The organism is Arthrobacter sp. FW306-05-C (assembly GCF_021801725.1).
Lineage (GTDB): Bacteria > Actinomycetota > Actinomycetes > Actinomycetales > Micrococcaceae > Arthrobacter.
On record NZ_CP084556.1, the window covers coordinates 3,083,555 to 3,102,528 of the forward strand.

At 64.4% G+C, this 18,974-nt stretch carries 21 protein-coding genes; 10 read left to right on the top strand and 11 right to left on the bottom strand.

Features of this window, described 5'->3' with window-relative positions; all coding sequences use genetic code 11:
- The first annotated feature begins 1 nt into the window (after window position 1).
- From cpaB to LFT44_RS14260, 6 genes are all read left to right on the top strand, one after another.
- Window positions 2–748 carry a Flp pilus assembly protein CpaB gene (gene cpaB / locus LFT44_RS14235; RefSeq protein ID WP_236799089.1) on the top strand — a complete coding sequence of 249 codons (747 nt, stop codon included), beginning with the start codon at window positions 2–4 and terminating at the stop codon, window positions 746–748.
- Window positions 745–1,938, top strand: coding sequence for an AAA family ATPase (locus tag LFT44_RS14240; RefSeq protein WP_236799090.1), 1,194 nt, complete (start codon window positions 745–747; stop codon window positions 1,936–1,938). Before cpaB ends, LFT44_RS14240 begins: the two co-directional genes overlap by 4 nt.
- Entirely contained in the window at window positions 1,938–3,440 is a 1,503-nt protein-coding gene (locus tag LFT44_RS14245) for a CpaF family protein (RefSeq protein WP_236799091.1), read from the top strand. The genes LFT44_RS14240 and LFT44_RS14245 overlap by 1 nt, the downstream gene beginning before the upstream one ends.
- A gap of 10 nt (window positions 3,441–3,450) precedes the next feature.
- Entirely contained in the window at window positions 3,451–4,383 is a 933-nt protein-coding gene (locus LFT44_RS14250; RefSeq protein WP_236799092.1) for a type II secretion system F family protein, read from the top strand.
- 7 nt (window positions 4,384–4,390) lie between these two features.
- On the top strand, window positions 4,391–5,275 hold the full coding sequence (locus tag LFT44_RS14255; RefSeq protein ID WP_236799093.1) for a type II secretion system F family protein: 885 nt from the start codon (window positions 4,391–4,393) through the stop codon (window positions 5,273–5,275).
- A 94-nt stretch (window positions 5,276–5,369) separates the two neighbouring features.
- Window positions 5,370–5,852 carry an Hpt domain-containing protein gene (locus tag LFT44_RS14260; RefSeq protein ID WP_236799094.1) on the top strand — a complete coding sequence of 161 codons (483 nt, stop codon included), beginning with the start codon at window positions 5,370–5,372 and terminating at the stop codon, window positions 5,850–5,852.
- Window positions 5,853–5,891: 39 nt separating this feature from the next.
- On the opposite strand, the gene LFT44_RS14265 is transcribed toward LFT44_RS14260, so the two are convergent.
- Window positions 5,892–6,671, bottom strand: coding sequence for a response regulator transcription factor (locus LFT44_RS14265; protein ID WP_236799095.1), 780 nt, complete (start codon window positions 6,669–6,671; stop codon window positions 5,892–5,894).
- A gap of 253 nt (window positions 6,672–6,924) precedes the next feature.
- On the opposite strand from LFT44_RS14265, the gene LFT44_RS14270 reads away from it, so the two are divergent.
- On the top strand, window positions 6,925–8,592 hold the full coding sequence (locus LFT44_RS14270; RefSeq protein ID WP_236799096.1) for a sensor histidine kinase: 1,668 nt from the start codon (window positions 6,925–6,927) through the stop codon (window positions 8,590–8,592).
- Between the two features lie 69 nt (window positions 8,593–8,661).
- Here the strand turns inward: LFT44_RS14270 and LFT44_RS14275 are convergent, their stop codons facing one another.
- The 8 genes from LFT44_RS14275 to LFT44_RS14310 all read right to left on the bottom strand — a co-directional run bounded on the left by LFT44_RS14275 (window position 8,662) and on the right by LFT44_RS14310 (window position 13,898).
- Window positions 8,662–9,501, bottom strand: a complete 840-nt coding sequence (locus tag LFT44_RS14275; RefSeq protein ID WP_236799097.1) for a tRNA pseudouridine synthase A — start codon at window positions 9,499–9,501, stop codon at window positions 8,662–8,664.
- Window positions 9,502–9,587: 86 nt separating this feature from the next.
- Window positions 9,588–10,166, bottom strand: coding sequence for a 50S ribosomal protein L17 (rplQ, locus tag LFT44_RS14280; protein WP_236799098.1), 579 nt, complete (start codon window positions 10,164–10,166; stop codon window positions 9,588–9,590).
- A 68-nt stretch (window positions 10,167–10,234) separates the two neighbouring features.
- The gene (locus LFT44_RS14285) at window positions 10,235–11,245 is read right to left on the bottom strand and encodes a DNA-directed RNA polymerase subunit alpha (protein WP_013601812.1); all 1,011 of its coding nucleotides are present in this window, start codon (window positions 11,243–11,245) and stop codon (window positions 10,235–10,237) included.
- 130 nt (window positions 11,246–11,375) lie between these two features.
- Window positions 11,376–11,777 (bottom strand): 30S ribosomal protein S11, encoded by a 402-nt coding sequence (gene rpsK / locus LFT44_RS14290; protein WP_018760435.1) that lies wholly within the window; start codon window positions 11,775–11,777, stop codon window positions 11,376–11,378.
- A gap of 54 nt (window positions 11,778–11,831) precedes the next feature.
- Window positions 11,832–12,206 carry a 30S ribosomal protein S13 gene (gene rpsM / locus LFT44_RS14295; RefSeq protein WP_003803743.1) on the bottom strand — a complete coding sequence of 125 codons (375 nt, stop codon included), beginning with the start codon at window positions 12,204–12,206 and terminating at the stop codon, window positions 11,832–11,834.
- A 184-nt stretch (window positions 12,207–12,390) separates the two neighbouring features.
- Window positions 12,391–12,504, bottom strand: a complete 114-nt coding sequence (gene rpmJ, locus LFT44_RS14300; protein ID WP_009358722.1) for a 50S ribosomal protein L36 — start codon at window positions 12,502–12,504, stop codon at window positions 12,391–12,393.
- A gap of 71 nt (window positions 12,505–12,575) precedes the next feature.
- Window positions 12,576–12,797 carry a translation initiation factor IF-1 gene (gene infA / locus LFT44_RS14305; protein WP_009358723.1) on the bottom strand — a complete coding sequence of 74 codons (222 nt, stop codon included), beginning with the start codon at window positions 12,795–12,797 and terminating at the stop codon, window positions 12,576–12,578.
- Between the two features lie 171 nt (window positions 12,798–12,968).
- Window positions 12,969–13,898: a P1 family peptidase gene (locus tag LFT44_RS14310; protein WP_236799099.1), complete on the bottom strand. Its 930-nt coding sequence runs from the start codon at window positions 13,896–13,898 to the stop codon at window positions 12,969–12,971.
- A gap of 216 nt (window positions 13,899–14,114) precedes the next feature.
- On the opposite strand from LFT44_RS14310, the gene LFT44_RS14315 reads away from it, so the two are divergent.
- The 3 genes from LFT44_RS14315 (at window position 14,115) to LFT44_RS14325 (ending at window position 17,414) form a co-directional block, all read left to right on the top strand.
- Window positions 14,115–15,074, top strand: coding sequence for a carbohydrate ABC transporter permease (locus LFT44_RS14315; protein ID WP_236799100.1), 960 nt, complete (start codon window positions 14,115–14,117; stop codon window positions 15,072–15,074).
- Window positions 15,071–15,991 carry a carbohydrate ABC transporter permease gene (locus LFT44_RS14320; RefSeq protein ID WP_236799101.1) on the top strand — a complete coding sequence of 307 codons (921 nt, stop codon included), beginning with the start codon at window positions 15,071–15,073 and terminating at the stop codon, window positions 15,989–15,991. The genes LFT44_RS14315 and LFT44_RS14320 overlap by 4 nt, the downstream gene beginning before the upstream one ends.
- A gap of 73 nt (window positions 15,992–16,064) precedes the next feature.
- Complete coding sequence (locus tag LFT44_RS14325; RefSeq protein WP_236799102.1) at window positions 16,065–17,414, top strand: ABC transporter substrate-binding protein; 1,350 nt, start codon at window positions 16,065–16,067, stop codon at window positions 17,412–17,414.
- A gap of 82 nt (window positions 17,415–17,496) precedes the next feature.
- On the opposite strand, the gene map is transcribed toward LFT44_RS14325, so the two are convergent.
- Complete coding sequence (map, locus tag LFT44_RS14330; protein WP_236799103.1) at window positions 17,497–18,324, bottom strand: type I methionyl aminopeptidase; 828 nt, start codon at window positions 18,322–18,324, stop codon at window positions 17,497–17,499.
- A 75-nt stretch (window positions 18,325–18,399) separates the two neighbouring features.
- Entirely contained in the window at window positions 18,400–18,969 is a 570-nt protein-coding gene (locus tag LFT44_RS14335; RefSeq protein WP_236802906.1) for an adenylate kinase, read from the bottom strand.
- Window positions 18,970–18,974: the final 5 nt, after the last annotated feature.

Consider the following 18,974-nt stretch of genomic DNA (forward strand, 5'->3'; position numbering starts at 1 on the left):
CGTGAAATCTCGCATGCTCGCCGGCACGGCCGCCGTAGCCCTGGCGCTTGTGGGAGCCCTTCTCATCATCGTCTACGCGAACGGCGCCGACGCTAGGGCGATGGCAAGCATGGAGCCAAAAGACGTTCTCGTAGTGACGAAAGCCGTTCCCGCCGGGACCGCCGTAAGTGACATTGCTGCATCGCTGGAGATCAAGAAACTCCCAGCATCCGCAGTTTCTACAAGTGCGCTGAGCAATCTTGACGGCAAGGCCGGCACGGTGACCGGAGTCAACCTGGTTCCCGGTGAACAACTTCTGGCCGAGCGTCTGATTGCACCCGCAGACGCGAAGGGTGCCTCAAGCGTCAAAGTACCGCCCGGGTTTCAGGAGGTGTCCTTCCAGCTGGAACCCCAGCGCGTCGTGGGCGGGCAGATGGCCGCTGGCGATCACGTCGGTGTCGCCATGAGTTTCAAGGGCGGTGCGGACAAGGCTAAGCCCGGGGACACGACGCAGCTGACCCTGCGGAAGGTGCTGGTGACCTCTATTCAGGGCGCACCCGCGGCGTCTTCCAAAGGCGACAATGCATCCCAGAGTCAGAGTGCACCTGTCCCGGCAGGTGCACTCATCATCACGGTCGCGGTAAATGACGTCGATGCCAACAAGATCATCTTCACCTCAATCAACGGTGAGCTCTGGCTCACGAAGGAACCCATGGACGCGACAGACAGCGGGCCCCGCATTGAGCACCTGGACACGGTGTACAAATGAGCCGTTTCGTCCTCCTCTCCCCCAACGCCGAGTTCGACCAGAAGCTGCGTACCGCCGTCGCCCATGGCCTGCGCGGCACCGTGCAGACCATCGCCAGTGACATCCTCCCCGCAGGCCCGGCGGAACTGTTCGGCCTCCTCAACCAGGAGCAGCCCGAAGTCCTGATCATCGGCCCGGACGTTCCTTATGAAGAGGCACTCCGGTTCGCCAAGGTCTTTGACGTCCAGCTCCCCGGCCTCAGCCTGGTCCTGGTCAGCGACGTGGACCCGGACTTCCTGCTGCACGCCATGCGCGCCGGCATCCGCGACATCCTCAGCCCGCAGGCCGACCCGGCTGAAATCAGAGTGCTGCTGGAACGCGCCTGCCAGTCCTTCGCCACCCGCCACCGCGGCCCCGAGCAGCAGCAGGCGGAGAACGGCAGGGGCCTGGTCATCGGCGTCTTCTCCCCCAAGGGCGGCGTGGGCAAAACCACCCTGGCCACCAACATCGCCATCGGCCTGGGCCAGATCGCGCCCATGAGCGTGGTGATCGTTGACCTGGACCTGCAGTTCGGGGACGTCGCCTCCGGCCTCTACCTCAACCCGCAGCACACGGTCACGGACGCCGTCACCCCGGCGGCAGCCCAGGATCCGCTGGTCCTCAAGGCCTTCCTCACCGTGCACCCGGCCGGCATCTACGCCCTGTGCGCCCCGCCCAACCCGGTGGACGCGGACCACATCTCCCCGGAACAGGTCAGCCATCTGCTGGAGCAGCTGGCGCAGGAATTCCAGTACGTGGTGATCGACACCGCCCCCGGCATGCCGGAAATCGGCCTCGCCGCCATGGAGCAGTGCACGGACGTGGTCTGGGTCAGCGCCATGGACATCCCCAGCCTGCGCGGCCTCCGCTCCGGCCTGGAGGTCCTCCGCCAACTCGACATCATGCCCGAATCCCGCCACGTGGTCCTGAACATGGCCGACGCCAAAGCCGGCCTGAACGTCCGGGACGTCGAATCCACCATCGGCGCGCCCGTGGACGTCAGCGTTCCCCGCTCACGCGCCGTGGCACTGTCCACCAACCGCGGCATCCCCGTCCTCCAGGAATCGAAGAAGGACCCCGCCGTCAAAAGCCTCCGCCATCTGGTGGAGCGCTTCAACCCGGCTTGGCGCGCCCAGGCGCAGCGGAAGCTTCACCGAAGGGTGGTTATCTGATGAAACTCTCCGAACGAATCAACGCGGTCCAGTCGCGCAATCAGGCCGCATCTCCGGGCACGGGCACCGGCACAGCCCTCCTCGAGGCGCCTCGTCCGGCGCCCGCTCCTTTGCCGTCCCCGGCGGAAAGCGCCGAGCGGCAGCTTCCGGCACATGCCGCCGTCGTACATTCAACGCACGACGCCGTCGCGCAGCAGGTGCCCACGGCACCGAAGGTGGACGTCTTCGCAGCCATGAAGGACAGGGCGGCCACCGCGCTTTTCGAGCGCATGGGAACGCGCTTCAACGACGCCGCGGTAACAGAGCAGGAACTGCGGAGCACCGCCAAGGAGGAGCTCACCCGCATCATCGATGCCGAGCAGGTGCCGCTGACCCCCGAGGAACGCACCCGCCTGGTCCGCGACGTTGCCGATGACGTGCTCGGCTACGGTCCCCTCCAGCGCCTGCTGGACGATCCCGCCGTCACGGAAATCATGGTCAACCGCATGGACCAGATCTACGTGGAACGCAAGGGCAAGCTCACGCTCACCGAGTCCCGTTTCAGCTCCGAGGAGCACCTGCGCAAGGTCATCGAACGCATCGTGTCCAAGGTGGGCCGCCGCATCGACGAGTCCTCGCCGCTGGTGGACGCGCGCCTTGAGGACGGATCCCGTGTCAACGCGGTCATCCCGCCGCTGGCCGTGGGAGGTTCCTCGCTGACCATCCGAAAGTTCAGCAAGACCCCACTGACGGTCCGCAACCTGATCGATTTCGGCACGCTGACGCCGGAAATGGCCGAACTGTTGAACGCCTGCGTCAAAGCGAAGCTGAACATCATCGTCTCCGGCGGTACCGGCACGGGAAAGACCACGCTGCTCAACGTCCTGTCCTCATTCCTGCCGCACGACGAACGCATTGTCACCATCGAGGACGCCGTGGAGCTGCAGATCCAGCAGGACCATGTGGTCCGGCTGGAGAGCCGGCCGCCCAACACCGAAGGCAAGGGCGCGGTGACCATCCGGGAGCTCCTCCGCAACTCCCTCCGTATGCGTCCGGACCGGATCGTGGTGGGTGAGGTCCGTGGCGGCGAATCGCTGGACATGCTGCAGGCCATGAACACCGGCCACGACGGCTCCCTTTCCACCGTGCACTCCAACTCCCCGCGTGACGCGGTGGCCCGCCTGGAAACCCTGGTGCTGATGGCCGGCATGGACCTGCCGCTGCGCGCCATCCGGGAGCAGATCGCCTCTGCCGTGAACCTCATCGTCCAGATTTCCAGGCTCCGCGACGGGTCCCGGCGCATCACCCACGTAACGGAGGTGCAGGGCATGGAAGGCGACATCGTCACCCTCCAGGATGCCTTCGTGTTCGACTACTCTGCGGGCGTGGACGCTCAGGGACGGTTCCTTGGCCGTCCGGTTGCCACGGGCATCCGGCCGCGGTTCATCGACAGGTTCGAGGACTTGGGCATCCACGTGTCCCCCGAAGTGTTTGCCACCCCGCTGGGCCCGGGCGCGAAGTAGGGACTGAGCCATGATCATCGCCATCGGAAGCGTCATCCTCCTGGCAGCCATCTGCCTGCTCGGGGTCGCCGTGCTCCTGCCAAGCGCGCCCTCAGTGCCGCTGGACCGCCGTCGTCCGTTTGAACCCGAGCCGCCTTCCTCCCTGTCCCGCCTGGCGCTGTCCGGGGTCAGGTCATTCGAACGGCTGCTCGACGGGCGCAACGTCAAACTGTTCTCCCGCGTCGAACTCGAGAACGCCGGCCTGCGCCTGAGCCAGGCAGAATTCTTCCTGCTGGTCGGCATCGGCGCTTGCGTCGGGATGCTGGTGGGCACTGTCACCGTGGGTCCTTTGGTGGGACTGCTGCTCGCCCTGCTCGCCCCGTTCGTGGGCAAACTGGTCCTCGGTTTCCTGGCCGGCAAGCGCCGCACCGCCTTCGACGGGCAGCTGGGCGACACACTGCAGCTGCTCTCCGGCGGCCTGCGGGCCGGCCACAGCATCCTGCGCGCCATCGACGCAGCGGCGGCTGAGTCCCAGAAGCCGACGTCCGAGGAGATGCGGCGGGTGATCACCGAAACCAGCCTGGGCCGCGACCTGCTCGCCGCCCTCAATGACACCGCCGATCGGATGAAGAACGAGGACTTCGTCTGGATCTCGCAGGCCATCCAGATCAACCGCGAAGTGGGCGGGAACCTGGCCGAGGTGCTGGACCAGGTCAACGAGACCATCCGCGAGCGCGCGGAAATCAAGGGGCACATCAAGGCGCTTGCGGCGGAAGGCAAATTCTCCGCGTATATCCTGATCGCCATGCCGTTCGGCATCGTGGCCATGCTGCTCGCCGTGAGCCCGAGCTACATGAACTCGATGTTCACCCATCCCCTGGGCTGGGTAATGATCGGCGCATCGTTTGTCCTGATGACCATCGGCGCGCTGTGGATGCGCAAGATCATCGACCTGAAGTTCTGAGGACACCATGAACCTGATAGTCCTCCTCTCCGTCCTGCTGGTCTGTGTCCCGGTGGCGGCACTGGCCTGGTCCGTCCTGACCGTGGACAAGCAGGGGCGCGTAGCGGTCACCGAACTGCTGTCCCGCGGTGCACCGCCAGTCGCCGCTGCTCCAACCGGATCCCCGCCGCGGCTCGAAGCCCTGGGCCGGCGCCTCACTCCACCGGCCTATGTCGCCTTCCTGGACCGGCTCCTGTCCCTCGCCGGCCGGCCCGCCTCGATGCCGTTGGGAAAGGTGCTGGGGTCGAAGATCGGCCTTGGCTTGGCCGGTGCCGCGGCTGGTCTCTATCTGACATCGATCGGCAGCTCACCGATGATGAAGCTCGCGGGGCTGTTCGTCCTGGTCCTTGGCTACTTCATCCCGGACCTGCTGCTTTACAGCAAGGGCCAGGAGCGGCAGAAAGCCATGCAGCTGGAGTTGGCCAACACGCTGGACCAGATGCTCATCTCGGTGGAGGCCGGACTCGGCTTCGAGGGCGCCATGGCCCGCGCCGGCGAGAACGGCAAGGGCCCGCTGGCGGAAGAGCTGGTCCGCACCCTGCAGGACATGCAGGTGGGACGCAGCCGTCGGGAGTCCTATATCGCATTGGCCGAGCGGACGAACATTCCTGAGCTGCGCAGCTTTGTGCAGGCCGTGGTGCAGGCCGATACCTACGGCATTGCCATCAGCCGGGTACTGCGCGTCCAGGCCAAGGTCATGCGGGTCAAGCGGCGCCAGCGGGCCGAGGAAAAGGCCATGAAGCTGCCCGTCATGATCCTTTTTCCGCTGCTGTTCTTTATCTTCCCGGTCCTCTTCATCGCCATTCTGGGGCCGGCCGTGATCAATGCGGTGATGACTTTCAGCGGGCAGTAGCGCCTACGCAGGGCGACGGCAAGTTTGCCTCAAGGTTTACACAGAATGATGACAAATAGGCCAACGACGGATTTCCAGGAAGTAGCCTTGAACAATGCACAGTACCGATCCCGGTTCCAGCGGAAAGAGCCCCGCTGCGGACTCCCCACTGCCCGGGGTCGCTCTGCCAGCTCCTGCCGTTCCTGCTTCCAGCGTGGGACCTTCACTGGAGGAGGCGGGTCTCTTGCCGCTGATTGATGCCGCAGTCCTGGACGAGCTGGAAGAGGAACTGGCCGGTACCGGACTGGCCCAGCGCTTCGCCCGCGACTACGCCGCCATGTGGGACCTGCGCCTGGCCCGGCTGGGAACAGCCGTGGACAGCCAGGATGAAGACTCCGCCCTGGACGCCGTCATCAGCCTCAAAATCAGCTCCGCCATGGTGGGCGGCCTCAGGCTGGCCAGGCTCGCCGAACTTCTGGAAGGCCTGATCCGGCAGGGCGATTTTGCCCAGGGCCAGGCCCTGATGGCCGGGGTGGCGCGGGACGGGGCACGCACGGTGTCCGAACTGCAGGCTACCTACATCCTGGAGAAGGGCTAGCCCCTCGGCTCCGGGAGCCCGCGCCCGTGGGGATCACTGTTAGGCGTCGTCAGGACGCCGCGGCGCCAACCGGTATCCCACCCCGCGGACCGTCTGCAGCCAGCGTGGCGACAGCTGATCCTCCTTGAGCTTGCGCCTCAGGTTTCCCACGTGGACCTCCACGGCGCGCTCGTCCGCTTCGCTGATATAGGTTTCCCGGTCGTAGAACTCGCCCCGCACGGCCCGCACCAGGTCGGCCCTGGTGCATACGGCCCCGCCGCCTTTCAGCAACACATGGAGCAGGTCGAACTCACTGCGGGTCAATCCCAGTGGCTGGCCTTTGATTTCCACCGTGCGCGTCCGGTGGTTCAGGAGGAGCCCGTTGTGCTGCAGGACTCCGGGCTCTGCATGGGCGGCAGGAGCCGGGGACTGGCCCAGGGACGTGGACGGGTTCTGCCCGTCCACCTCATGCCGGGGCCTGCGCATCATTGCCGCCACCCGTGCCCGGAGTTCCCTGGGCCTGAAGGGCTTGGCGATGTAGTCATCTGCCCCCGCATTAAGTGCTGACAGCAGGTCCGGTTCCTCCGTACGGCCGGTCAGCATCACCACATATGCGTTGCTGAAATTCCGGATCCGGCGCAGAACCTCAAACCCGTCAATATCCGGCAGGCCAATATCGAGCGTCACGACATTTGCCTGCTTGCTGCGGACTACGTCAACCCCGGTCCGCCCATCCACCGCTGTATGCACTTCGAAGCCCGCCTGGGTCAATACACCTTCCAGGAGGTTACGCACATCGTCGTCGTCCTCGATTACTACAGCTACACCAAGATCGTCCATTGCTATCCCTGCGCCAGGCGAAGATGGCCCCCCATTGGCCCAGCGCCAATGCCAATCCCGCTCCAACCATTTATACGCTACTAGTAAGCCGCACTGATGACATCCGAATCGGCGCCGGAAATTGAAAAGTCAATTATTATGACAAGACATGTGCAATATCTAGGGAAAGGGTGGTTGCCCAAGGTAACTGGGGGGATTTGATAGACCTTGGCGGCACCTGCTTTCCAAATGTGAAGGGGTACGAGTCAGAAACATGGCTGAGCCGTTGTTCCACCGTGGACCCGGCCGCATATTCCGCCGGCTGGGAACCCGCGCCCAAGTGGTGTTGTGCCAGCTCCCACTCACCCTCCTTGTGGCTGCCATTGCCGTGGCAACACCCTTCGCATGGCCCTCACTCACGCACAGCCCCCTGTACCTGGCCGGAATTGTCCTGCACGCCATCCTGTTCCTTGGCTGTTTCCTGGTCCCCTGGGAACGGCTGGCGCACCGCCCCTATCTGCTAATTCCGGTTCTGGATTTCGCCGCCATCGGCCTCCTCCGCAACGGCGCCGCGCCCCTCCTGCCGGGCCTTGCGGTGCTGGTGGTTTTCCCTGTCATCTGGCTCTCCGCCTCTGGCATGCTGGCGCGCAGCAGCCTGGTGCTCAGCTTCCTGGGCCCACTGCTGATCATGCTCCCCACAGCAGCGGCCCACTTCCCTGCAATCACTGCTTCCGACATCACCACCGTCGTTCTCTTCCCGGTGATGATGCTCGCCGTGTCCCTGGCCATCCGCTTCGCGAGCGTGAGCCTTCGGCAGCAACAGGCGGAACTGGCGGACAAGGACCGCGAACTCCGGGACCTGCTGGCCGCAAGCCGGGAACGGGAGAAGCTGCTCGAAACCGTGCTGGACGCCACCGACGTCGGTATCGCCGCCGTCGACCGCGCCGGCCATTTCCTGGTCTCCAACAGCCGGCAGCGCAACTTCCGCCGGGCCACAGGCGCCGACGAAGCCATCCCGGGCCAGGGGCACCAGCTGATTTTCGGCCAGGACCGCCGCACTCTGCTTCCTCCGGACCGGCGGCCCATCAGCAGGGCCATGGCCGGTGAGTCCTTCGCGGACTACCTGGTGTGGGCGGGCGAGGGCCCGGAGCAGCGCGCCGTGTCCACGGCCGCCCGCCCCCTGGTCAGCGAGGACGGCCGGCTCACCGGCGCCGTGGTGGTCTACAGCGACGTCACCGGCTGGGTGGAATCGCTGGCAGCCAACCAGGAACTCATTTCTAATGTCTCGCACGAATTCAAGACCCCGCTCAACTCAATTCTGGGCAACGTGGACCTGGTGCTGGACGATCCCGACGACCTGCCCCCGCACGTAGCCAAGCGCCTGCTCGTGGTGCAGCGCAACGCTGAACGGCTGCTGGACCTCGTGGCCGACCTGACAGCTTCCGCCTCCACCACCTTGAACGTGCATCCCAAGCGGACCGATCTGGCCAGCCTGGTGGAGACCAGCCTGGGTTCGGCCCAGGCTTCGGCCCTGCGGTCCCACGTGGAGATCGCCACCGACGTCCCGTCGCCCCTGTGGGCCTACGCGGATCCGCTGCGGATCGGGCAGGTGCTGGACAACCTGGTGTCCAACGCCATCAAGTACAGTCCCGACGGCGGCAAAGTCAGCATCAGCGCGCAGGCGGACCGGCAATGGGTGCGGTTGAGCGTCACGGACACCGGGATGGGCATGTCCGGCGAGGACGCGGCCAAGGCCTTCAACCGTTTCTTCCGCGCCGAATCCGCCCTGAAAGCAGCCATCCCGGGAGCGGGGCTGGGTCTTTCCATCACCAGGATGATCGTGGAGCGGCACGGCGGCAGCATCACGTGCCAGAGCGGCGAGGGCCAGGGCAGCACCTTCACGGTCACCCTTCCGGCAGAAGGTCCCCCGCCCGCTTTCTAGCACCATCGACTGCTCCGTACTTGTCGCTAACGGGCTCGAAAACGACAAGTACGGAGCACTCGATGGGAATCAGTACTCGCGGACGGCCCTGGTCTGTTCGGCGCGGGTAAGGAGCTCGCTGTCCGACGGGTACGCCACTTCCTCCAGCACCAAGGGGTGCGGCGCGGCAAGAACAGACTTGGCATCCCGCTTCTGCAGCAGCAGCCGCTCGTACAACCAGCCCGGCTCAACAGCGCCCTCCCCCACGTACAGCGCGGAACCGATCAGGGCGCGGACCATGTTATGGCAGAACGCGTCAGCCTGGACTGTGGCTACGATGACGCCATCCTCGCCGCGCCGGAACTCGAACCGCTGGAGCTCACGGACGGTGGTGGCGCCCTCGCGCGGCTTGCAGAAGGACAGGAAGTTCTGCAGACCCAAGAGCTGCGAAGCACCCTCGTTCAAGAGCGAGACGTCCAGCGGATTTTTGTGCCACAGCGTGAAGTACCGCTCCAACGGGTCCCACAGCGCCGGGCCGTCCGCGATCCGGTAGCTGTACCGGCGCCAGAGGGCGGAGAAGCGGGCGTCGAAACCCTCCGGTGCCAACGAAACGGCATGCACCTCCACCGCGCCGTGCAGGTCGCCGAGGGCCCGGTTGAGTGCCCCGCGGAGCCTGCGCATCATGGCGACGGCGGGATCGAGTTCGTGCCCGCGCGGCAGTCCCAGCCACTCGGCTTCGGTGAGGTCCAGGTGCACCACCTGCCCGCGGGCGTGGACACCGGCGTCAGTGCGCCCTGCAACGGTGACCCGGACCTGGCGGCGGACCAAAAGCTCGATTGCTTCCTCCAACACGCCCTGGACTGTCCGCCGTCCCGGCTGCACCGCCCACCCGCTGAACGGACCGCCGTCGTACGAAAGATCAAGCCGCATACGCAAAAACCCGCCGCCCCCTGAAACGGGGGCCGCGGGTTTTTGGTGGTTCACAGACCTAAGTCTATGCGAAGCGAATCAGCGAATTACTTCGCGTCCTTCTCCTCGGCTGCGGGAGCCTCGGCAGCTTCCTCAGCGGCCGGAGCCTCTTCGGTTGCAGCTTCTTCAGCAGCAGGTGCCTCGGCAGCTTCCTCAGCGGCCGGAGCCTCTTCGGTTGCAGCTTCTTCAACCGGAGCTTCCTCGGCGGCCGGAGCAGCCTTGGCAGCAGCCTGGGTAGCCTCGGCTACGACGGCCTGCTTGGCGGAAACCGGCTCCAGGACCAGTTCGATGACAGCCATGGGAGCGTTGTCGCCCTTGCGGTTGCCGATCTTGGTGATGCGGGTGTAGCCGCCGTCGCGGTTCTCCACAGCCTGGGCGATGTCGGTGAACAACTCGTGGACGATGCCCTTGTTGCTGATCAGACCGAGCACGCGGCGGCGGGAAGCCAGGTCGCCACGCTTGGCGAAGGTGACAAGGCGCTCTGCGTACGGCTTCAGGCGCTTGGCCTTGGTCACCGTGGTGGTGATCCGCTTGTGCTCGAACAGGGATGCTGCCAGGTTCGCGAGCATGAGGCGCTCGTGAGCCGGGCCGCCTCCGAGGCGCGGACCCTTAGTGGGGGTAGGCATAATTGTTTCTCCTCATGTGGAAGCCGTGGGCGGCACACCATGGTGCTGCCCACCGGCCAAGGTCTGGTTTAGAGTTCGTCGTCGCCGAAAGCGGCGTCGTCCTCTTCGATTGCTGCGGCGCGTGCTGCGAGGTCAAAACCGGGAGGCGAGTCCTTGAGGGACAGGCCCAGTTCAACCAGCTTTGCCTTGACCTCGTCAATGGACTTGGCACCGAAGTTGCGGATGTCCATCAGGTCAGCCTCGGAGCGGGCAACGAGTTCACCCACGGTGTGGATGCCCTCACGCTTGAGGCAGTTGTAGGAACGGACGGTGAGGTCCAGATCCTCGATCGGCAGTGCCATGTCTGCTGCCAGGGCAGCATCCGTCGGCGACGGGCCGATCTCGATACCTTCAGCTGCGGTGTTCAGCTCACGGGCCAGACCGAACAGTTCCACCAGGGTGGTGCCTGCGGAAGCAACGGCATCGCGCGGGGCGATGGCCTGCTTGGTCTCGACGTCGACAATCAGCTTGTCGAAGTCGGTGCGCTGCTCAACACGGGTTGCTTCCACGCGGAAAGTAACCTTCAGCACCGGCGAGTAGATGGAGTCGACCGGGATGCGGCCGATCTCTGCATCGCCGGACTTGTTCTGAGCTGCCGAAACGTAGCCGCGGCCGCGCTCGATGGTCAGTTCGAGTTCGAACTTGCCCTTCGAGTTCAGCGTGGCGATGTGCAGATCCGGGTTGTGGAATTCGACGCCGGCCGGCGGAGCGATGTCCGCGGCGGTGACGACTCCGGGGCCCTGCTTGCGCAGGTAAGCCACGACAGGCTCGTCGTGCTCGGAGGAAACCGACAGGCTCTTGATGTTAAGGATGATCTCGGTGACATCTTCCTTGACACCCGGAACCGTGGTGAACTCGTGCAGCACACCATCGATCCGGATGCTGGTTACGGCAGCACCGGGGATGGAGGAGAGCAGGGTACGGCGGAGGGAGTTTCCGAGGGTGTAGCCGAAGCCCGGTTCCAGCGGTTCAATGATGAAACGCGAACGGTTTTCGGAGACGACCTCTTCGGAGAGGGTGGGGCGCTGTGCAATGAGCACTTAGGTTTCCTTTCGGCGAGCATCCGCTATATGACGCAACACAGGTGGTGGAAATTCGGTCTGAAGACTTAACGCGCTGGGCTTGCCCGGACCATTGCTGGTCCGGGCAAGCTCCTGCTGCGGAAAAGAATTAGACGCGGCGGCGCTTCGGCGGGCGGCAGCCGTTGTGGGCTGCGGGGGTGACGTCCTGGATGGAGCCAACCTCGAGGCCTGCGGCCTGCAGCGAACGGATTGCGGTCTCGCGTCCGGAACCCGGTCCCTTGACGAAAACGTCTACCTTGCGCATGCCGTGCTCCTGCGCACGCTTGGCAGCGGCTTCAGCAGCCATCTGGGCAGCGAACGGCGTGGACTTACGCGAGCCCTTGAAGCCAACCTCACCGGAGGAAGCCCAGGAAATAACAGCACCGGAAGGATCCGTGATGGAAACGATGGTGTTGTTAAAGGTGCTCTTGATGTGCGCCTGGCCAAGCGCGATATTCTTCTTGTCCTTCTTACGCGGCTTGCGAACCGCGCCACGAGTCTTCGGGGGCATTTTTTCTCCTACAGAAAGTTATTGGGGAAAGTCCGTAAATCCCGGGCGGGGATTTTAACGGGCCTTCTTCTTGCCGGCGACGGTACGCTTCGGGCCCTTGCGGGTACGTGCGTTGGTCTTCGTACGCTGACCGCGTACGGGCAGGCCCTTGCGGTGGCGCAGGCCTTCGTAGCTGCCGATTTCAACCTTGCGGCGGATATCTGCTGCTACTTCGCGGCGAAGGTCACCCTCAACCTTGTAGTTGCCTTCAATGTAGTCACGCAGCTCAACCAGCTGGGCGTCAGTCAGGTCCTTGACGCGAACGTCAGCGCTGATGCCCGTGGCAGCCAGGGTTTCGTGTGCACGGGTCTTGCCCACGCCGTAGATGTAAGTAAGCGCAATTTCCAGCCGCTTTTCGCGGGGAATGTCTACGCCAGCGAGACGAGCCATAGTGGCAGTACTCCTTGATAAACCGGAGGTCGTAGGCAGTACACCCGCACAGTCCGTGCGGCCCCAGCCTCCGACCGGGGGTTAGCTGTCCGGACTCTTTCGAGCTCAATGTTCCAGATCAGCTTGTGCTGCCTTTATTTACTTGCGTGGGTTAGCAACCCAGGATTTCCTTCAGGGAAGGAAATTAGCCCTGGCGCTGCTTGTGGCGCGGGTTCTCGCAGATCACCATGACCCGGCCATTACGGCGGATCACTTTGCACTTTTCGCAGATCTGCTTGACGCTCGGCTTGACCTTCATGGCGTTCCTTTGCGTGTAGCAGTTTGGTCAACTGGAGCGGCGGCCAGTGTGTACTGATGCCGCCCAGCAATTTACTTGTAGCGGTAGACGATACGACCACGGGTGAGGTCGTACGGGCTCAGCTCCACCACTACGCGGTCCTCGGGGAGGATTCGGATGTAGTGCTGACGCATCTTTCCAGAGATGTGTGCCAGAACGATGTGCTTGTTGGTGAGCTCAACGCGAAACATCGCGTTAGGCAGCGCCTCGGTCACAACGCCTTCGATCTCAATGACCCCGTCCTTCTTGGCCATACCCTCCGCTAACTGTTGTTGCCGCAGCCCCGCCGGATTGCACCGGGCATGACTACGAACGTTTTTGTTGGATCGATTGCCGCCTCCAGGCCCAAAAGGGCGTGGCAGTCCAGACAACCAACAAACAACACTACCCCGTCAGCGGGTAAAAGTTAAATCGGCCATAGTAGCCTACGCGGAGCGGTACGCACCATATTCACCTGCGGGGGTAGTGATCGTTTCAGCGCTGGCCACGCCGTCAAGGATGGCCAACCGTACGACGTCGGCTGCCGCACTTTGCAGCGTGATAAGGCTCAGCTGCCGGGCAGCTTCGTCCGACCGGTCCAGTGCCACGGCACCGGTCGCCAGGCAGAAAACAGTGTCGCCGTCGGCCAGGGTGTGTGAGGGGTTGAGAGCCCTCGCGATCCCCGCGTGAGCCGCCGAGGCAGTCCGTTTACATTCGGCCACATCAAGCACTGCGTTGGTAGCCACAACGACCAGAGTGGTGTTGGGACCCGGTTCCACCACGGCCTCCTCGAGAACCGAGTGTTCGACTGTCGGCAATCCCAACGCATTCACCACTGCGATTGCCCCCACAACTACACCGTTATTGAGCGTGGCCGACGCCGTGCCCACCCCGCCTTTGTAGGTCCTGCCGAGGAGCGCCCCGGTTCCGGCGCCCACGTTGCCGCGTTCGACGTCGTGCCCTTCCTTTTGTGCCGCTGCGGCGGCCGTTGCCGCGTAGCCCATGTCCGGCGTCGGGCGTGCGGAAAAGTCGCCGCCCCTGCCCAGGTCGAAGATGGCGGCGGCCGGGACGATCGGAACCACTCCCCCCGGGACGGCGAAGCCGCGGCCATTCTCCTCGCACCAGCGCTGGGCACCGGCCGCGGAGGCAAGCCCGTAGGCGCTGCCGCCGGTGAGGACCACCGCGTCGACGTGGCTGACCAGTGTCGTGGGGTCAAGGGCGTCCGTTTCGTGGGTGGCAGGCCCGCCGCCCTGGACATCCACCGATCCCACGGTGCCCGGTGGGGGCAGGACCACGCTGACGCCCGTCAGCCAGCCGTCGCGGTCCTTTTGTACGTGGCCCACGCGCAGGCCCGGAACATCGGTAATGGTTCCCATGGCCCTATTCTCCCCTCTGCTGGCGCGCCCCTGCCGCATTGGCGAACTTTATGCGAGACTGCATTCAACACAGCGTTAACGGGCGACGAAGCCTTGGATAACAGTCCCTTGACAAGGGCATATGCGGGTTTCAGCCCCCTGACGGTCTGGTGTAGTAGTCCCTAGATCAAGCCAGGGCCCGCCACGAGCAGGCTCCCAACCCGGGAGAGGCAACGCATGACCCGTCAACTCGCCCCGCACCCCTCGGCCAAACCCAACAGGCCTCCGGGAAGTTCCGCGAAAGTACCAAAGCGGCGGTGGACAGCAAGGACCCGCCGCGACTTCTTTGTTTTCCTTGCCATGGCGTTGCCCAACCTGGTGCTGATCGCCGTCTTCACCTACCGTCCGCTGATCAGCAACATGTACTACTCAACGCTGGACTGGACCCTGGGCTCCCCCACCGCCACGGTGGTGGGCCTTGCCAACTACGTCACCTTCTTCGGCAGCAATGACGCCCCGAAGGTCCTGGGCACCACGGCAGTGTTCACCCTTACGACGGTGGGCGGATCCATGCTGCTGGGCCTGCTGGTGGCGCTGGCCTTGAACGCGAAGATCCGCGGTACCACGTTTGCCCGTTCCGCCGTCTTTGCGCCCTATGTGCTCTCCGGTGTCGGCGTGGGCCTGGTATGGCTGTTCATCTTCGACCCTGGCTACGGGGTCCTGGCCTGGCTGCTGCGGGGCATCGGGCAGCAGAGCCCGCAGTGGATTAACGATCCCCAGCTTTCGCTGGTCATGGTAATCCTGGTCTACGTCTGGAAGAACCTGGGCTATTGCGCCGTGGTCTACCTGGCCGGGCTGCAGTCCCTTCCCTCGGAAGTCATGGAAGCGGCCTCCCTTGACGGAGCCAACGGGTTCCGGCGCTTCGTCAGCATCTCGCTGCCGCTGCTGTCCCCCACCACGTTCTTCCTGCTGATCACCACGATGCTCAGCTCACTGCAGGCCTTCGACCTGATCCGGATCATGACCCCGCTGGGCACCGGCACCAGCACCCTGATTTACGAGGCCTACCTGCAGGCCTTCGGCGCCTACAACAGGGCCGGTTACTCGGCAGCCATCTCGGTAGTGCTGTTCGCTATCCTCCTGGTCATCACCGTGCTGCAGCTGCGGTTCGTGGAACGAAAGGTGCACTACTCGTGACCTCCCTGTCACCGGTCAACCCGGACCCCGCTGCGCCGGCCGTCGCTGCCCCCGAGCCAGGCCTCGACCGCGACCGCCCGCTGTCGCGCCGCAACCTCGTCCAGACGGTGGTGGGCGGCTACCTGCCCCTGCTCATCGCAACACTGGTGGTCTTCCTGCCCCTGCTGTGGATGGTGCTGAGCTCCTTCAAGCAGTCCGGTGAAATCGTCACCACAGACCTGAAGATCCTGCCGGAGAGCCTGAACCTGGAGAACTACCGGACCGCCATGACCACGGTGCCGTTTGGGCAGTTCTTCCTGAACAGCACCATCGTCACCGTGGTGGGGGCCACCATCAAGGTGATCCTGGCGATCCTGACGGCGTACGCGCTGGTCTTCGTCCGCTTCCCGTTCCGGGATTTCATCTTTTTGCTGATCCTGGTGGCGCTCATGGTGCCCCCTCAGGTGGCTATCCTGCCCAACTTCATTTTGATCGCGGGAATGGGAGGCAAGAACACGCTGTGGGGCATCATCCTTCCCGGCCTGGGTACCGCGTTCGGTACGTTCCTGTTGCGCCAGCACTTCCGGACCCTGCCGAATTCGATCCTGGAGTCTGCCGAGATGGACGGTGCCGGCCACTGGCGGCGGCTGTGGCAGATCGTGGTTCCGGTCTCGGTCCCGTCCATCGCCACCGTGGCTTTGGTGACGGTGGTGACCGAATGGAACGAGTACATCTGGCCGCTCATCATCACGGACCGCCCGGAGACGATGACGCTTCCGGTGGGGCTGACGCTGCTGCAGAACAGCGAGAGCAACGCCGCCGGCTGGGGGGTCCTCATGGCCGGCGCGGTCCTGGTCATCGTCCCCATCCTGATCATCTTCGCCGCCCTGCAGCGCTACATCGTGGCGGGCCTCACCCAAGGGAGCGTGACCGGCTGACCTGCCTCCCGCCGTCGTACTTTCCAACCTTCGACTCTCACATTCTCCAAGGCAACAACCGAAAGGAACTGTCATGACACTTCACCTGGACCGGAGGCATTTCCTGGGCCTGGCAGGGGTTACCGCCTCTGCCGCCGCCCTGGCCGCATGCGGCGGACCCTCCACCACTGGCGGCGGGCAGGCGACCTCGCAGGCGGCCGACATCGACTTCAACGGCGTTAAGCCGGCGGCCAAGATCGACTTCTGGTCCAGCCACCCCGGCCAGTCGCAGGAGGTTGAGAAGAGCCTGATCCAGAAATTCCAGGCCAAGAACCCCGGCATCACCGTCAACCTGGTGACGGCAGGGGCCAACTATGAGGAAATTGCGCAGAAGTTCCAGACGGCCCAGGCTGCCAAGTCCGGCCTTCCGGGCGTGGTGGTCCTCTCCGACGTGTGGTGGTTCCGCTACTACACCAACGGCAGCATCATCCCGGTGGACAGCCTTACCAAGCAGCTGAACATGAAGATGGACGACTTCCAGCAGTCGCTGATCAACGACTACAAGTACGACGGGAAGCAGTGGGCGCTCCCCTACGGCCGCTCAACCCCGCTGTTCTACTACAACAAGGACCACTTTGCCGCTGCCGGACTTCCGGACCGGGCGCCCAAGACGTGGGACGAATTCGGCCAATGGGCACCCAAGCTCAAGGCAGCTTCCGGGGCCCAGTACGCCTACATCTACCCCGCCCTGGCAGGGTACGCGGGCTGGACCCTGCAGAACATGCTGTGGGGCTGGGGCGGCGGCTGGTCCAAGGAATGGGACATCACCTGCGACTCCCCTGATTCCGTGGCGGCGCTGCAGTGGGCGCAGGATTCGATCTACAAGGACAAGTGGGCGGGGGTCTCCTCCAAGGAAGCAGCGGACGACTTCTCGGCCGGCCTGACGTCCGCCACCATCGCCTCCACCGGCTCGCTGCTGGGCATCCTGAAGTCGGCCAAATTCAATGTGGGCGTCGGCTTCCTGCCGGGCGGCCCCAAGGCGACCACAAACGTCTGCCCCACCGGCGGCGCAGGCCTGGGCATCCCCAGCGGGATCACCAAGGAGGAACAGCTCGCCGCCGGGATGTTCCTCGATTTCGTTACCCAGCCGGAGAGCACCGTCGAGTTCTCGGCCGCCACCGGCTACATGCCCACCCGCAAGTCTGCGGACATGACCGCCGTCCTGGCCAAGACACCACAGATCCAGACGGCAGTGGACCAGCTGGCGGTGACCAAGGTCCAGGACAACGCCCGCGTGTTCCTGCCCGGCGCCGACCAGGAGATGGCCAAGGCTGCCGCGAAGATCCTCACCCAGCAGGGCGACGTGAAGTCCACCATGACGGACCTGAAGAACACGCTGCAGAGCATTTACGACCGCGACGTGAAGCCGAAGCTGAAGTCGTAGTTGGGAACGCAAAAGCCCTGGCCACTCCTGTTTCCAGGAGTCGCCAGGGCTTTTGCGTTTCGCCGGCGAACGTGCGCGTCCCTTACGGAATCGGCACCGGGGTGACGCCGAGGGGCGCCAGGTGCTCCGCACCGCCGTCCGGCGCTGAAAGCACCCAAATGCCCTTCTCATGCACCGCCACGGAGTGCTCCCACTGGCAGGAGCGCTTGCCGTCCGTGGTCACCACTGTCCAGTCATCCTCCAGGACCGCGGTCTCGATGCCGCCGCGCACAAGCATTGGCTCAATGGCGAGGCAGAGGCCCGGCTTGATCTTGGGACCCCGGTGGCTGGTGCGGTAGTTCAGGACATCAGGCGCCATGTGCATCTCGGAACCGATGCCGTGGCCCACGTAGTCCTCCAGGATGCCCAGCGGCTTGCCGGGAACGGACGAAACGTAATCATCGATGGCCGCGCCAATGTCTCCAACGTGCGAGCCTGTGGCCAGCGCTGCGATGCCCCGCCACATGGCGGCCTGGGTGATGTCGGAGAGCCGCTGGTCCTCCGGATCCGCGGTTCCCACGATCACCGTCCGCGCGGAATCCGAGTGCCAGCCGTTGACGATGGCGCCACCGTCGATGGAGATGATGTCCCCGTCCTGGAGGATCCGGCTGCCGGGAATGCCATGCACCACTTCCTCATTCACTGAGGTGCAGATGGTGGCCGGGAAGCCGTGGTAGCCCAGGAAGTTGGACTTGGCGCCTGCCTCGTTGAGGACGGCGGCGAAGACGTCGTCCAGGTGCTTGGTGGTGACTCCCGGCACCGCGGCGGCAACGGCGGCGTCGAGTGCGCGGCTTAGGACCAGGCCTGCCTCCTGCATGGTGCGCATCTGGGCATTGTTCTTGAATTCGATGCGGGGCTGGCCAAAGGCCATGGTGTTTCCTCTCAAATGGCTGAGGCTCCTCCCGGATGCCGGGAGGAGCCTCGATAAAACCGGGGCCGCCTTTGGTCAGGCTGCCTGTGCCGCCTTGATGGCCTGCATCACGCGGTCGGTAACTTCGTCGATGGGACCAATCCCGTCGACCTGGGTGAGGATGCCGCGCTCGGCGTACTTCGACACCACAGCTTCGGTCTGCTCGTGGTACAGGTCAAGGCGGTGGCGGATGACGGCTTCGTTGTCGTCGCTCCGGCCCGTTTCCTTGGCCCGGCCCAGGAGGCGGTGCACCAGTTCCTCGTCGTCGGCGGTCAGCTGGAGGACCACGTCGAGCTTCTCGTCGCCGTCGGCGAGGATCTCGTCAAGGTAATCCACCTGCGCGGTGGTGCGCGGGTAGCCGTCCAGCAGGAAGCCATTGTTCACATCGGACTCGCCAAGGCGGTCGCGGACCATCTTGTTGGTCACGCTGTCCGGAACGAAGTCACCGTTGTCCATGAACTTCTTGGCCTCGAGGCCCAGCGGCGTTTCGCCCTTCACGTTGGCACGGAAGATGTCGCCGGTGGAGATGGCCACAACGCCGAGGCGTTCTGAGATCCGCTCCGCCTGCGTTCCTTTTCCGGAACCGGGAGGTCCAATAATCAGCATTCTCG

Coding starts and splice junctions, on each gene's coding strand:
- LFT44_RS14240 (WP_236799090.1), top strand. CDS start 745: ATGAGCCGTTTCGTCCTCCTCTCCCCCAACGCCGAGTTCGACCAGAAG.
- LFT44_RS14245 (WP_236799091.1), top strand. CDS start 1,938: ATGAAACTCTCCGAACGAATCAACGCGGTCCAGTCGCGCAATCAGGCC.
- LFT44_RS14250 (WP_236799092.1), top strand. CDS start 3,451: ATGATCATCGCCATCGGAAGCGTCATCCTCCTGGCAGCCATCTGCCTG.
- LFT44_RS14255 (WP_236799093.1), top strand. CDS start 4,391: ATGAACCTGATAGTCCTCCTCTCCGTCCTGCTGGTCTGTGTCCCGGTG.
- LFT44_RS14260 (WP_236799094.1), top strand. CDS start 5,370: ATGCACAGTACCGATCCCGGTTCCAGCGGAAAGAGCCCCGCTGCGGAC.
- LFT44_RS14265 (WP_236799095.1), bottom strand. CDS start 6,671: ATGGACGATCTTGGTGTAGCTGTAGTAATCGAGGACGACGACGATGTG.
- LFT44_RS14270 (WP_236799096.1), top strand. CDS start 6,925: ATGGCTGAGCCGTTGTTCCACCGTGGACCCGGCCGCATATTCCGCCGG.
- LFT44_RS14275 (WP_236799097.1), bottom strand. CDS start 9,501: ATGCGGCTTGATCTTTCGTACGACGGCGGTCCGTTCAGCGGGTGGGCG.
- rplQ (WP_236799098.1), bottom strand. CDS start 10,166: ATGCCTACCCCCACTAAGGGTCCGCGCCTCGGAGGCGGCCCGGCTCAC.
- rpsK (WP_018760435.1), bottom strand. CDS start 11,777: ATGCCCCCGAAGACTCGTGGCGCGGTTCGCAAGCCGCGTAAGAAGGAC.
- rpsM (WP_003803743.1), bottom strand. CDS start 12,206: ATGGCTCGTCTCGCTGGCGTAGACATTCCCCGCGAAAAGCGGCTGGAA.
- rpmJ (WP_009358722.1), bottom strand. CDS start 12,504: ATGAAGGTCAAGCCGAGCGTCAAGCAGATCTGCGAAAAGTGCAAAGTG.
- infA (WP_009358723.1), bottom strand. CDS start 12,797: ATGGCCAAGAAGGACGGGGTCATTGAGATCGAAGGCGTTGTGACCGAG.
- LFT44_RS14310 (WP_236799099.1), bottom strand. CDS start 13,898: ATGGGAACCATTACCGATGTTCCGGGCCTGCGCGTGGGCCACGTACAA.
- LFT44_RS14315 (WP_236799100.1), top strand. CDS start 14,115: ATGACCCGTCAACTCGCCCCGCACCCCTCGGCCAAACCCAACAGGCCT.
- LFT44_RS14325 (WP_236799102.1), top strand. CDS start 16,065: ATGACACTTCACCTGGACCGGAGGCATTTCCTGGGCCTGGCAGGGGTT.
- map (WP_236799103.1), bottom strand. CDS start 18,324: ATGGCCTTTGGCCAGCCCCGCATCGAATTCAAGAACAATGCCCAGATG.
- LFT44_RS14335 (WP_236802906.1), bottom strand. CDS start 18,969: ATGCTGATTATTGGACCTCCCGGTTCCGGAAAAGGAACGCAGGCGGAG.